Raw genomic sequence first — 13,356 nt, 5'->3', positions numbered from 1 at the left:
GGATGCGCATCGTCAGCGGAGCGAGACGCCATATGTGCGATGCGCTCGATCTCGGCACCACATTGATGTTTAGTGAAAAGTCAAGGTTGGGCAAGTTCTGTCTCGATATCCTCTGCCTGCTCGCATGTTTGACTCCGGCGCCTCTGTATGCGCAGGAGATCGGTCGTTACGAAGGGCGGACGATCTCCTCTGTGCAGGTCGGGCTCGAAGGCGCGCCGCCTAACGAGGCGGAGCAGAGCGAGTTGCGCGGCCTGATCGACATCGCGCCGGGCGCGGCCTATTCCGCCGTGCGCGTGCGCGACGCCTTGCAGGCGTTGTTCGATTCCGAGCGCGTCGCGAACGCGCGCGTCGAGGTGAGGGAAGAGCCTTCGGGGAAAGTCGCCTTGCGATTCGTCGTACGTCCTCAACCGCGCATCGGCGAAGTGCGCATTGAACTCGACGCGCCGCCTGGGACGGGGATCACGGAAGATGAGTTGCGCGCGCGCTTGAACATGCTCGAGCCGGAGACGCGCCTTTCGGAACAGACGTTGCGCGCCAACGCCGATTTGATTCAAGCCTATCTGCGCGACCGCGGATTTTTCAGGGCGAACGTCGAATACGTCCAACAGCTCGATCCGAGCGGTTTGCGGGCGACGGTGATCTTCCGTGTCGCGCCGGGCGAACAGGCGACGGTCGAGGCCTTCAACATCAGCATCGCTGGCTTCGATCGAGCGCGCTTAGAAAGCGGGCTCCAACTGCAACCCGGGGCACCGTTCACACGCCGAGATTTAGCCCGCGATCTCAATCGCATCCGTCAGACGATCATCTCCGCTGGCTTTCTCGCGCCGACTTTAGACGAGCCGCGCGTCGTGCTCGATTCGGCCAAGAATGCGGTCATCATCAGCTTGACGGGATCGGTCGGCCCGCGGGTCAATGTCGAGCTAGAAGGGTATCAGTTGAGCGAGCGAAAGAAGCGCGAATTGCTGCCCATCTTGCGCGAAGGGACCATCGAATATTCGGCCATCGAGGAAGGGAAGCGTCGTTTGGAAAATCGGCTTCAGGAAGAGGGCTACTTCTTCGCCGAAGTGACACCGCGTTGCACCGTTACGCCGCCGCTCGCCGGCCTTCCGAACGGCGAGGCTGAGACGTGTCAAAGCCTCGACCCGGGGGAGTTGAGCGGGCGCACCGTCGCCATCAAATATGAGATCGTGCCGGGGCGTCGTTTCCGGCTAAGCGAGATCCGGATCGAAGGGACGGATAAGTTGAAGATCGAGGATCTGCGCGATGAGTTGCGCTCACAAGAGGCGACCGTGCTCGGTATCATCCCTTTCCTCGGTTACGGGCGCGGTTATACGAGCCTCGACGATCTCGAGCAGGATCAGCGTCTGATCAGGGCGCGCCTGAATGATCTGGGATATCGGCAGGCGAACGTCGAAGTCAGGCAAGGCGTCTCGCTCGATGGCGAAAGTCTGATCATCACCTTCGTCGTCACCGAAGGCCCGCTGACGCGCGTCGCCGATATCGAGTTGCGCGGCAACAGGGTCTTCACCGCGGAGCGTTTGCTTCGTGAAATGAAGACGGTCGTCGGCGGGCCATATTCGCGCTTGCAAGCGCGCGCCGACGCCGATGCGTTGCGGGCTTTTTACGGACGCAACGGATACTTGGATGCGGATGTCCGGTTGGATGTCGTCGAACTGCCGCGCCTTCGCCAAGATGATGAGCAGGTGCGCTTGATCTACACCGTGACGGAGGGCGACAAGGTTTACACCGGGCGCATCTACATCAACGGCAACGTGCGAACGCGGCGCGAAGCGATCCTCGAGATCATCCCATTGCGCGAGGGAGTTGTGTTGCGCGCCGATGATCTGTCGGCGACGGAACGTGCGCTTTACGCGACGGATGCTTTCCGCCAAGTCATCGTGCGCACTAGACCCGCTGGGGAGAACGCCGCCGGATTCCGACAGCGCGATGTCATCATCGATCTCGAAGAACGTCAACCGCGCGTGCTCGACTATGGCTTCGGTTATTCGACCGACAACGGGCCGCTCGGCCTTCTCGAAATCCAACACAACAATCTCTTCGGACGCTTGCAACAAGGGGCATTGCGCGTGCGCGCCAGTCAACGCCGCCAGCTCTTGCGCTTGGAGTATTTCAACCCGAGATTCCAACGTTATGGGGGGCGTCTATTTGCGCCGCTGACGATCTCGGCGCAATATCAGCGCGACACGAGCGTGACGCGCTTCTTCCGTTCGACGATCGATCGCGGGAGTCTTGGCATCGTGCAGTGCCTCGATGATAAAGGGCAACCCGTTCTGTGTGAGAATCCGACCGAGCGCACGGGCGAACCGAGCATCAATCGCTTCAGCTTCAACATCGAAACGCGCCGCGACTTCGGCGGAATGCGCGCCGGAATACCCGAAGAGGTCGCACGGCAGAATACGCTCGTCTTGCGCTATAGCTATGAGGATGTGCGATTGTACAACATCGGCAGCCTGCTCATCGCCGACCTTTTGCGGCCCGACCGCGTCGTGCGCATCTCACGTTTGGCCTTCGACTTTGCACGCGATACGCGCAACAGCCGCGTGGATGCGACGAGCGGCGAATATCTGACGCTTAATTACTCGCTCGCGCTCGATAAGTTGGGCGGCAACATCTCGTTCAATCGTTTCGAATCGACCTATCGACGTTACCACAAAGTCGGGCGCGTCACGTTGGCGGGCGGATTCTCCTTCGGCGCGGCCAATCTCTTCAACTTGCGCGATCGTAATGGCGATGGCGTGATCGACGAGGCCGATCGAAGGCTGCCGATCAGCGAGCGTTTCTTCGCCGGAGGCGCGACGAGCTTGCGCGGCTTCGGTTTCGAAGAGGCCGGGCCTCGCCTCGTCGTCCCATCTTGCTACTTGCTCAGTCCGATCCCGACAAACTGCGGTCAGTTGCGCGATCGTAACGGCAACCCTGTGACCCTCAGCCCATTCACCGTACCGATCGGCGGCAACGCGCTCGCCATCGTCAATCTGGAGGCGCGCGTCCCCTTAACGCGCGACTTTCAGATCACGCCTTTTTATGACGGCGGCAACGTGTTTGCGCGCGCGCGCGACATCTTCGGCAGCGTGCCGGGACTGGATCGCAACGCGCAAGCCGATTGGACCCATACGTTGGGCATCGGCTTCGGCTTCAACACGCCGTTCGGTCCGCTAGGACTCGACTTCGGCTATTTGCTCAATCCGCCGAGTTTCAGCATCCCGCAGATCGGTGGACCGAACGCGAACATCCGCTTGCCGCACGCGCGCTTCCACATCCGTTTCGGAAGATCGTTCTGAGGTGGATCGCGAGTTCGAGGAGATGAACACCAAAATGGATGAACGTCCGCCAACGGCAGGCGGCCAAGACGCTGATGGGATGAACCTCTTTCGTTTGATGACGATTCAACGCAGTTGGCGAACTTCCCCTTCGCCGCGCGCGCGTTGGAGCCTGCGCGCGCTCGGCGTTCTGCTACTCTCTCTGCTCTGTCCCTTCTGGGCGCCGACGGGCGCGCAGACGCTCGTCGATCGGATGGTCGCTAGCATCAACGGGCGCGACCTCATCACCTATTCCGATCTCGTCTGGCAGCTCGCCCTGCAGCCTAACACGCCGATCGAAAAGCCCAGCATCGAAGACCTGCAGAGCGCATTGCGCCTCATCATCGATCAGCGTTTGATCGCGCAGGAAGCGGAGCAGTTGCCAGCGATCACGCCTACGGATGCGGAGATCGACGCCGCGCTCGCCGATCTGATCAAGCGTTTCCCATCAGAGGCCGATTTCCGTCAACGGCTCGAGAAGGTCGGCTTGACGTCCGAACGTCTGCGCCAAATCATGCGCCAGCGCGTGGAGATCGAAAAATACCTCGATTTCCGCTTCCGTTCGTTCACCATCGTCACGCCCGAAGAGGTGGCGAGCTACTATCGCGATGTTTACGCGCCGCGCTTCCGCCGCCTGCATCCCGGGTTAGTCGTCCCGACTTTGGACGAAGCGCGCGGTGAAATCGAGCGCGAATTGACCGAAGATAAGGTGGCCGCACAGATGAACGACTTTCTAGATCAAGCGCGGGCGCGTGCTGATATCATCATCTTGAGCCCGGAATTCGAACCGGTCGGCGGAAAGTAGATGGAGCTTCAACGAAGCCGCTTCTGACGAGCCGCCCTCGCTAATCCTTGCGCGATTGAGTTAAACTTTGTTTGGGAGCGGAGGACCGTTCGCCCCCTAGCCCTTCTCGAGAGGACGTTCAGTATGTGGCGAGGGTCGCAGAAGAGGTCGAGGCCGCGTGTCGGGGTGGCGCTTTCGGGGGGAGCGGCGCGTGGCATTGCGCACGTCGGCGTGTTGAAGGTGTTGGTGGAGAACAAGGTGCCGATCGACTGTCTTGCCGGGACATCAGCCGGAGCGATCGTCGCCGGGGCCTTCGCCGCCGGGATGTCGCTCGAAGAGCTCGAGGAGCTCGGACGCCGTTTGCGTTGGCGCGATATTGGGCGTGTAGCATTCTCGCGCCTTGGCATCCAATCGAACGAGAGATTGGAGCAGATGATCCGTGCGCGCTTTCCTGTGACGCGATTCGAGCGATTGCGTATCCCCTTCGCCGCCGTCGCTACCGATCTGCAGACGGGCGCCCCCGTCGTCATGCGGGACGAAGGCGATATGGCTTTCGCCATTCGTGCCAGTTGCGCGTTGCCGGGATGGTATGTGCCGGTCGTGGATGAGAAGGGGCGAAGGCTCGTCGATGGCGGGCTCGTCGCCAACGTGCCCGTGACGATCGTGCGCGAATTGGGCGCAGAGGTGGTGATCGCCGTCGATGTCAATGCCGATGGGGCGAAATTCCTGGGCGCACCGCAATCGGCCATCGGCGTGATCGTGCAGTCCATCTTCTGCGTTCAACGGATCGCCACCGCTCATCAGCTCGCGCAGGCCGATGTGGTCATCAAGCCGGCAGTCGGCCATATTCGTTGGGATGAGATGGGGCGCGCCGATGAGCTGATCCAAGCTGGAGAAGAGGCGGCTCGCGCGGCGCTCGATGAGATCAAGAGGATCGTCGAACCGGCTAAGTCGCACGGCAGCGCGAACGGTTGGTTGCGTTGGTTGCGCGCGCGCGCTGCCGCGGCGGTTGGCGGTTGAATCATCCCGTCTCACGCGCGCTCGGAGCTCAAATGTTAAGCACGAGACGAGCTAGATTGGAGGTTCTCAGTCTCACGCGCGCTCGGAGCTCAAATTCATTTGGATGAGAAGCGCCGCTATCGTCAACCGGAGTCTAACCGACATTTGCGCTGCGACTACGTTTGCGTGCATCAATGCGCATCGCACAGCCATCATCGTCAACCGGAGTCTAACCGACATTTGCGCTGCGACGGTCCTTGACGGGAGCCTCAGCCAAGATCCGGTCGAACTAGATCTTCTCCAGAACTACGATCGCAACAGCATGCTCGGCCGTATGGGAGAGGGAGAGGTGTGCGGCAGTGGCTCCAGAGGCTTCAAGCAGAGCGCGCGCATGGCCGTGAAAGAGCAGAAGCGGCTTGCCGGCTTCATCGCGCGTAACTTCGATATCGTGCCAGCTCAAAGATCCCACCCAACCGGTCCCCAGCGCTTTGAACGCGGCTTCCTTGGCCGCAAACCGTGCGGCATAATGTTGGGCGGAAGCCTTGCCGCGGCCATCGCAATAGGCGCGTTCCCGGTCGGTGAAGACGCGCGCGGCAAATCGCGGCGTGCGTTGCAAAGCGCGACGCACGCGCTCGACTTCGATAATGTCTATGCCTACGGAGACGATCACGGATGAAATCTTAAGCGCCGCCGGATTCCGGTGGCGCACGCAAGATGGCGTCACAATCCTATTTTGCGCGCCCATGGAGGACGCCGGATTCGCCAGCGCCTTCTCGACGCGGAGCGGCGGCGTCAGCCCGCTCCCACAGGCTGCGCTCAACCTCGCCGGTTTCAATGACGACGCGGCGGAGAACATTTTAGAGAATAGGCGCCGTTTCTTGCACGTCATCGGCGGGGAATGGACATTGGCCACGTGCTGGCAAGTGCACGGGATTGAAGTGCGCCGCGTAGACGATTCCCTCGAAGTCGCTAAGGAGAACCACCGCTGCGATGCGTTGATGACCGCCACGCCCGGGATCCTGCTCGGAGTCAAAACCGCTGATTGCGTGCCTGTTCTCCTCGCGGATGAGAGAGTAGGCGCCGTCGCCGCCGTACATGCAGGTTGGCGCGGCACCTTGAAGCGGATCGTCGCGCGCGCTTTCTGGAGTTTGCGCCAGACCTATGGGACGCGGGCGCAAGATCTGCGCGTGAGCATCGGCCCCGCTGCCCGCGCCTGCTGCTATGAAGTCGGCCCCGATGTTCTCGCCGCTTTTCGCCAAGAGTTCAGTGAAATCGAGCATTTATTGACTCCGACCCGTCCCGACTTCGCGCGCATAGATCTTCAACGCGCAAATGCTGAACAGTTGATGGCAGAGGGCGTCTTGCCCGAAAAGATACATATCGCTCCGCTGTGCACGATGTGCCGCACGGACCTGTTCTTCTCCTACCGCCGTGAAAAGGCGATCCATGGTCGCGTCGGAAGATCGATGGCGGTCATCGGACGCCGAAAAGACCGCTAAGATTGTCACTCGAGTTTAGCCAGGTGGATATGGATTTCGCTCCCTTCACCTTTGAGATCGTCCAAATTACTTGAACGGCGGAAAGTGACGGTACGCTAAACTGGGAAGCACTCGGCTATTGAGCTTCGCCGCTCAGCTACCTGAGGGGAGGTCAATAGTTGCGGCGGCTAACAGCACTCGGCCATCGAGCTTCGCCGCTCAGGTTGAAACTGCTTCCTTTCCCAGCGCTGGACAAAGAACCCGAAATGTGTTAGCTTTTTCACCCGAATCAAGCGGAATGGTTAGTTCCGCTTGATTTTTTTGTTACCGCTTTTTCAACGTCTCGTTCAAAAGCTGAGGTCTTTGGCCTCGACTGACCGTTCATCTCCTTGAGTCGAGGGGGCTCTGCTATGAGGGTCCGCGCGGCGTTGAAGGGCAAAAAACGAGTCGGATAGGAGACCCGATGATGAAAAACCCTTTGGTTGGTGGAATTCTCGTGAGCGCCTTATGTTTGGGGGTGCTTCTCAATAGACAATCATTGGCTGAATCCTACCAGACACAATCCACGGCGCAGCCGGATCAAGTTGGACTTCAGCCGCCGAGCGCCGTCCCGCCGTTAACTGGCCATTCCCTCTCGATTGACCGTTCGAAAGACAACCCCGTAAATCTCGAACAACTCGGTCAGCCTCCAGCCGTTGAAGAGCTGGCACATCACTTCATGGCGACAGCTTACAGTCTGCGTGGGCGCACGGCGAGCGGCAGACGTGCGGGTCATGGCGTGATTGCTGCGGATCATCGCGTATTGCCTTTGGGCACACGAGTGCGGCTCGAAGCTGGGCCGTACACTGGCGAATATGTCGTCGCTGATACGGGCAGCGCAGTTCGCGGGCGTGAGATTGACATTTGGGTGCCGAGCGAAAGCGAGGCTGTGCGATTCGGGCGGCGACGTGTGAAACTGATCGTGCTGCAACGCCCGGCGAAGAGGGCGCCGCGAGTGAAGATGAGCCGTTGAGCTGAAGCGAACGCTTTATCTTCAATGCGATGAAGAGCTTGCCTCATCTGGCGGGCTCTTTTCTTTGGCTGAAGGTGAAAAGCGGTCTCACCGCTGGACTAGGCCTGCGAACTCGCATTATTCTGCACAGTCCGTTTGATCCCGAACTGCCGAGAGAGGTTTTGCGCGAGGACGAGCGATGACTATCAAATCAGATCGTTGGATTCGCCGCATGGCTGAAGAGTATGGATTGATCACGCCTTTCGACCCGAAATTGCTGCGCGAAGTCGATGGGCGGCGCATCATCTCCTGCGGCGCATCGTCCTATGGGTATGACATGCGTTTAGCCGATGATGGCTTTCGCGTCTTTTCGCCTATCCATGGGCGCGAGATCGATCCCAAAAGATTCGACGAGGGATCTTTGATAGAGCCGCCAGTAAGGGAAGCCGAGGATGGATCGCGTTACTACCTGTTGCCGCCGCATTCCTACGGCTTGGGCGTTTCGGTTGAAACCTTTCGCCTGCCGCGTAATGTGACTGGCATATGCATGGGCAAAAGCACATACGCGCGCGCCGGATTGCTGGTCAACACCACTCCGCTTGAAGCCGGTTGGTGTGGGCGGCTGGTGATCGAATTGGCGAATTTAGCCGACTTGCCGTTGCGCGTGTACATAGGCGAGGGGATCGGGCAGGTTATCTTCTTCGAGTCAGATGAAGAGTGCGACGTCTCTTACGAAGATCGAGCCGGCAAGTATCAGAATCAGACCGGATTGACCTATTCGCGAGTTTGATGGAGGAGCGTTTCGCACAGCTCTTGGGTGGAGGATGATCCGGGATTTTCGCGACAAACGTCCGCAGATTCATCCGACGGCATACATCGCCGAAAACGCTTGCGTCATCGGCGATGTCGTGATCGGCGAGGAATCTTCCGTCTGGTTCGGAGCTATTGTGCGCGGCGATGTCAACTTCATACGGATCGGCGCGCGCGTCAACATCCAGGACGGAGCGATCGTGCATGTGACGCGGGAGAAGCATCCGACGATCATCGAGGATGAAGTGACGATCGGGCATCGGGCGACGATCCATGGTTGTCACATCGAGCGCGGGAGTTTGATCGGGATCGGGGCGATCGTGTTGGATGGAGCGAGGATCGGCGCGCGATCTCTAATCGCCGCGGGCGCGCTTGTAACGCCGGGGACGATCGTCCCTGCGGGCTCGCTCGTGATGGGCATGCCGGCGCGAGTGGCGCGCGCGTTGGACGACGAAGAGCTGGCGACTCTGGAAAGGTTTTGGCGAAATTACATTGATTACGCAAAGGCGTACAAAGGTGAGCGATCGTGACGCAGATCCGTGACCGGATCGCGTTGCCGATCGGTTGTGAACGAGGGGCGTTATGGCTAGTAGGACTCAACCAGCGCGCGGGATGCGCGACTTTCTGCCCGCCGATGTGCGGCGGCGCGAGTATGTCATTCGCGTCATTAAGGAGGTCTACGAAAGTTACGGGTTCGAACCGCTTGAAACTCCGGCGGTGGAGAATATCGAGACGTTGCTTGGGAAGTATGGCGAGGAGGGCAATCAGCTCATCTTCAAGATTTTAAAGCGCGGCGAGCATGAAAGGAGCGGTGAAGCCGATCTCGCCTTGAGATATGATCTAACGGTGCCGCTTGCGCGTGTCGTCGCCGAATACCAGAATCAATTGCCGCCATTCTTCAAGCGGTACCAGATTCAACCGGTGTGGCGCGCCGATCGTCCGGCGCGCGGGCGTTTCCGCGAATTCTACCAGTGCGACGTGGATGTGACCGGCAGCCGTTCGATGGCTGTTGAGGCTGAGTTGTGCGCTGCCGCGAGCGACGCGCTCGAACGGTTAGGGTTCAGTGACTTCCGCATTCGGTTGAATCATCGTCAGACCTTGACGGCCATTCTGGAGCGCGCCGGGATCTCTGTCGAACAGCACGAATCGGCGCTCGTCGCGCTCGATAAACTGGATAAAATAGGCGTCGAAGGGGTCGCGCGCGAACTCGCGGCGCGCGGGATCTCGGATGAAGCGGCGCATCGCCTGCTCGGATTCTTTGAAGAGATAAGCGGATTGAGAGGGGATGAACGGGCGAATCACGCGATCCTCGCCCGATTGAGCGAGTTCATCGGCGAACATGAGGGCGGGAAGCGCGGCGTCGCTGAGTTGCAACAGATCCTCTGTTATGCGGAAGCGAGCGGCGTCAGCTCGCGTCTCGAACTCGATCCCAATCTAGCGCGCGGCCTCTCCTATTACACGGGGGCGATCATGGAGATAAACGTGCCCGATCTGTCGGGCAGCTTAGGCGGCGGCGGGCGCTATGATAACCTGATCGGCATGTTCTTGGGGCGCGATGTGCCGGCGTGCGGTTTCTCTTTGGGGTTGGAGCGCATCATCGTCGTCATGAGCGAGCGGGGGATGTTCCCGCCGGAGTTGGATCGCGCGTCGGTCGATGCGTTGGTCACGATTTGGGATGAGGCGAGCGTCGCAGAAGCGCTCGCGTTGGCGCGCGCTTTGCGCCAGCGCGGTTTGCGCGTCGATCTCTATCCTGAAGCGCACAAGCTCGGCAAACAGTTCAAATATGCGGCGGCGCGCGGCATCCCATTCGTCGTCGTGTTGGGGCCGGATGAGAAGGAGCGCGGCGAGGTTTCGGTCAAGGATATGCGCACGGGCGAACAACGAGCTGTGCGCCGTGAGGCTCTCGCGGAAGCGATAAAAGAATCGCTCGTGACCTTTTGAGAGCGCGGTGAGATCTTTTCGAAAAGATCGAGGGGCGGTTGAATTAGGTTTTGAGCTTCGGGAATCTCCTCGAGAAGGTGAGGTGAAAGCGCGTTTTGGATCTTATGCTCGATAATCTAGGAGATTGGCGACGCACGCATTCTTGCGGAGAATTGCGTCTCGATCATGTCGGTCAAACTGTGACATTGATGGGATGGGCGGCGCGGCGGCGCGATTTCGGCCCACTCACCTTCATCGATCTGCGCGATCGCGATGGCGTAACGCAGGTCGTCTGCGATGCGGAAAGATCGCCGGAAGCGCACATGCGCGCTAAAGAGGTGCGCAGCGAATATGTCATCGCCGTGCGTGGTCCGGTCGTCGCCCGCGCCGCATCGCAGCGCAATCCGAAGATCGCGACCGGTGATGTCGAAGTCCATGCGCGTGAGATAAGGATTTTGAACGATGCGCGCACGCCACCATTTCAGATCGAACCTGCGCCGGGCGAGCCGTTGGCGGGTGAAGATTTACGCCTGCGCTATCGCTATCTCGATCTGCGCCGCCCGCAACTACAAGCTAACTTGCGGTTGCGCCATCGCGTGATCGCTGAAATCAGGCGTTACATGGATGAACAGGGGTTCACCGAGATAGAGACGCCGATCCTCATCAAATCTACTCCCGAAGGTGCGCGCGATTTCATCGTCCCTTCGCGCTTGCATCCCGGCAAGTTCTACGCTTTGCCGCAATCGCCGCAGCTTTTCAAGCAGCTTTGCATGATCGCTGGGCTCGACAGGTACTACCAGATCGCGCGCTGTTTCCGCGACGAAGATTTGCGCGCCGACCGGCAACCGGAATTCACACAGCTCGACATCGAGATGAGTTTCATCACGCCGGAAGAGATCTACAGTCTGATCGAAGGCTTGTTCCAGCGCATCTTTCGCCTGATCGATGTCGAGCTTCCCGTCCCGTTCCCGCGCTTCTCCTACGCTGAGGTGATGAGCCGTTTCGGGACGGATAAACCGGATCTTCGCTTCGGGATGGAGTTGTGCGATTTGCGAAGCGCCGTTGCCGGGACTAGCTTCGCTCCATTCGCTAGAACGCTCGAGGATGGAGGTGAGATAAAGGGGATCGTCGTCAAAGGTGGCGCTGGCTATTCGCGCAAGACGCTCGACGAATTACAAGAGTTCGCCAAGCGGTATGGCGCTTCAGCGCTGGCGTGGATCAAGCTCGGAGATGATCTCTCTTCGTCGCTCCTGAAGGCTTTGGGACAGGAGGCGGTGGTGCGAATCGCGGACTGCGCGCGCGCGGAAAGGGGCGATCTGGTCCTGCTCGTCGCGGGTAAAGCGAAGACGGTCGCAGCGAGTTTAGGCGCTTTGCGTAATGAGATCGCCCGTCGAGAGGGATTGATCGATGAGAGCAAATTCGCGCCGCTGTGGGTCATAGACTTCCCCATGTTCGAGTATAGCGAGGAGGATGGGCGATACTATGCGATGCATCACCCGTTCACCTCACCCGTGGACGAAGATCTTCCGCTTCTCGAACGCGCGGTCGAAGGCGGCGAGACTCACCTGTTGGGCCAGTTGCGCGCCAAAGCCTATGATCCGGTCATCAACGGGGTGGAATTGGCGAGCGGCTCGATCCGCATTCACCGGCGCGACGTGCAGCGCTTGATCTTTAAAGCGCTCGGATTGACCGAGGAAGAGGCGCGTCAGCGATTCGGCTTCTTCCTCGATGCCTTGGAGTATGGGACGCCGCCGCACGGTGGGATCGCGCCGGGCATCGATCGGTTGATGATGCTTCTGGTTGGAACGAACAATATCCGCGATGTGATCGCTTTCCCGAAGACGGCGGCGGCGGTCGATCTGATGATCGATGCGCCGAGCGAAGTCGATCCGCGATTGCTCGCAGAGTTGCACATAAAGGTCGAAAGGTGAGCGATGCGCCGAGAAAGCTCATCCTGCGTCGCGCGCATGTTGATGAGATCATCCGTCATGCGCGCCAAGAACGCCCCGCCGAGTGTTGCGGCCTGATCGGCGGTCATCATGAGATCGCTTCCAGCGTCTATCGATTGCGCAACGTCGCGCGGAATCCCCTCGTCGCATATGAAGCGGCGCCCGAAGATCTCTTCGCCGTGCAACGTCGGATGCGCGCTCGCGGAGAGGAACTCATCGGCATCTATCACTCGCATCCATGCGCATCTGATCCGATCCCATCGGAAACGGATATCAGATTGGCCTACTATCCCGCTGCTGTTTACCTGATCATCGGATTCGATGGCGAAGAGGGGATCGTGCGCGCTTTCCATCTGTTCGAGGCGGAGCATCGATGGGAAGAGGCGGTTTATGAGGTAGTCGAGTGAGGCGTGAACTTTTAGGGTTGGTTTTTCGTAAAAAGAATGTGACAATTCCGGCGATGGAAAAGAGAGGTCAGTACGACACCAATCCGCTCGATCCCGAATACGCGCGACAGACCGAAAGGGCTTGGGGGCGTTCGACGGAAGAAGAGTTGCCACACGCCCCTGTGGCGGAAGGGGCCGAAGCGCCAACGCGCCGTTACGTTGAGTTCCCCGGCGATCCACCACGTTATCAAGCCGCGCCTCCGCCTTTGGCGACAGCTCCGGTAAATGGCATCAATCTCTCTGCTTCGCGCACGCGCACGGTTGCCGGACTGGGGATCGCAGAAAACATCGCGGTGACGCTGCCATACATACCGTTCTTCATCGGCGCTGCATTGGCGGCCATAGAACTCTTCCTCACTCCGCGGAGCGAAACGCGCGTGCGCGCCAACGCGGCGCAGGCGCTCAGCCTCCATCTGGCGATTATGGGCGGCGGTCTGTTGTTCCGTTTCGCCCATCTTATGGCTGAGATCACGCTCGGCGGTCTGTCGAGCGCGCTGCTTAGCGCCGGTTGGGTTCTCTTCCAGATAGTCGCTTTCATCTTCCTCATCTCTTTGATGGTCAAAGCGTGGAACGGCAACGCGATCGATCTCGCGCCGCTCGCGCAGGTCTCGCGCCGCATCGAACGGGCCATTGAACCTCGCCGCCTATAATCGAATGGGGCT

12 protein-coding genes are annotated in these 13,356 nt (G+C 59.6%); 11 read left to right on the top strand and 1 reads right to left on the bottom strand.

Annotated elements, in window-relative coordinates:
- Positions 1-2 precede the first annotated feature (2 nt).
- The 3 genes from PYK22_RS08875 (at position 3) to PYK22_RS08865 (ending at position 5,121) form a co-directional block, all read left to right on the top strand.
- Positions 3-3,299 (top strand): outer membrane protein assembly factor, encoded by a 3,297-nt coding sequence (locus PYK22_RS08875; protein WP_041976310.1) that lies wholly within the window; start codon positions 3-5, stop codon positions 3,297-3,299.
- A gap of 22 nt (positions 3,300-3,321) precedes the next feature.
- Entirely contained in the window at positions 3,322-4,122 is an 801-nt protein-coding gene (locus PYK22_RS08870) for a SurA N-terminal domain-containing protein (protein ID WP_157770778.1), read from the top strand.
- A 123-nt stretch (positions 4,123-4,245) separates the two neighbouring features.
- Positions 4,246-5,121, top strand: coding sequence for a patatin-like phospholipase family protein (locus PYK22_RS08865; RefSeq protein WP_060635500.1), 876 nt, complete (start codon positions 4,246-4,248; stop codon positions 5,119-5,121).
- 268 nt (positions 5,122-5,389) lie between these two features.
- On the opposite strand, the gene PYK22_RS08860 is transcribed toward PYK22_RS08865, so the two are convergent.
- Positions 5,390-5,770 carry a holo-ACP synthase gene (locus PYK22_RS08860; RefSeq protein WP_041976305.1) on the bottom strand — a complete coding sequence of 127 codons (381 nt, stop codon included), beginning with the start codon at positions 5,768-5,770 and terminating at the stop codon, positions 5,390-5,392.
- Between PYK22_RS08860 and pgeF the strand changes: the two genes are divergently transcribed.
- The 8 genes from pgeF (at position 5,751) to PYK22_RS08820 (ending at position 13,344) form a co-directional block, all read left to right on the top strand.
- Positions 5,751-6,599 carry a peptidoglycan editing factor PgeF gene (gene pgeF, locus PYK22_RS08855; RefSeq protein ID WP_060635499.1) on the top strand — a complete coding sequence of 283 codons (849 nt, stop codon included), beginning with the start codon at positions 5,751-5,753 and terminating at the stop codon, positions 6,597-6,599. The genes PYK22_RS08860 and pgeF overlap by 20 nt on opposite strands.
- A gap of 445 nt (positions 6,600-7,044) precedes the next feature.
- On the top strand, positions 7,045-7,590 hold the full coding sequence (locus tag PYK22_RS17255; protein WP_162199824.1) for a 3D domain-containing protein: 546 nt from the start codon (positions 7,045-7,047) through the stop codon (positions 7,588-7,590).
- A gap of 178 nt (positions 7,591-7,768) precedes the next feature.
- Positions 7,769-8,359, top strand: coding sequence for a dCTP deaminase (gene dcd, locus PYK22_RS08845; RefSeq protein WP_041976302.1), 591 nt, complete (start codon positions 7,769-7,771; stop codon positions 8,357-8,359).
- Between the two features lie 34 nt (positions 8,360-8,393).
- Positions 8,394-8,909: a gamma carbonic anhydrase family protein gene (locus tag PYK22_RS08840; protein ID WP_041976300.1), complete on the top strand. Its 516-nt coding sequence runs from the start codon at positions 8,394-8,396 to the stop codon at positions 8,907-8,909.
- Between the two features lie 52 nt (positions 8,910-8,961).
- Positions 8,962-10,320: a histidine--tRNA ligase gene (gene hisS / locus PYK22_RS08835; protein WP_041976296.1), complete on the top strand. Its 1,359-nt coding sequence runs from the start codon at positions 8,962-8,964 to the stop codon at positions 10,318-10,320.
- A 104-nt stretch (positions 10,321-10,424) separates the two neighbouring features.
- Positions 10,425-12,230 carry an aspartate--tRNA ligase gene (aspS, locus tag PYK22_RS08830; protein ID WP_041976294.1) on the top strand — a complete coding sequence of 602 codons (1,806 nt, stop codon included), beginning with the start codon at positions 10,425-10,427 and terminating at the stop codon, positions 12,228-12,230.
- The gene (locus tag PYK22_RS08825) at positions 12,227-12,655 is read left to right on the top strand and encodes a Mov34/MPN/PAD-1 family protein (protein ID WP_041976292.1); all 429 of its coding nucleotides are present in this window, start codon (positions 12,227-12,229) and stop codon (positions 12,653-12,655) included. Before aspS ends, PYK22_RS08825 begins: the two co-directional genes overlap by 4 nt.
- 53 nt (positions 12,656-12,708) lie before the next feature.
- Positions 12,709-13,344, top strand: a complete 636-nt coding sequence (locus PYK22_RS08820; RefSeq protein WP_041976291.1) for a hypothetical protein — start codon at positions 12,709-12,711, stop codon at positions 13,342-13,344.
- Positions 13,345-13,356: the final 12 nt, after the last annotated feature.

Origin of the sequence: Pyrinomonas methylaliphatogenes, assembly GCF_000820845.2 — a bacterium.
Classification (GTDB): Bacteria; Acidobacteriota; Blastocatellia; order Pyrinomonadales; family Pyrinomonadaceae; genus Pyrinomonas; species Pyrinomonas methylaliphatogenes.
This window is presented reverse-complemented; position numbering and strand designations above follow the sequence as displayed.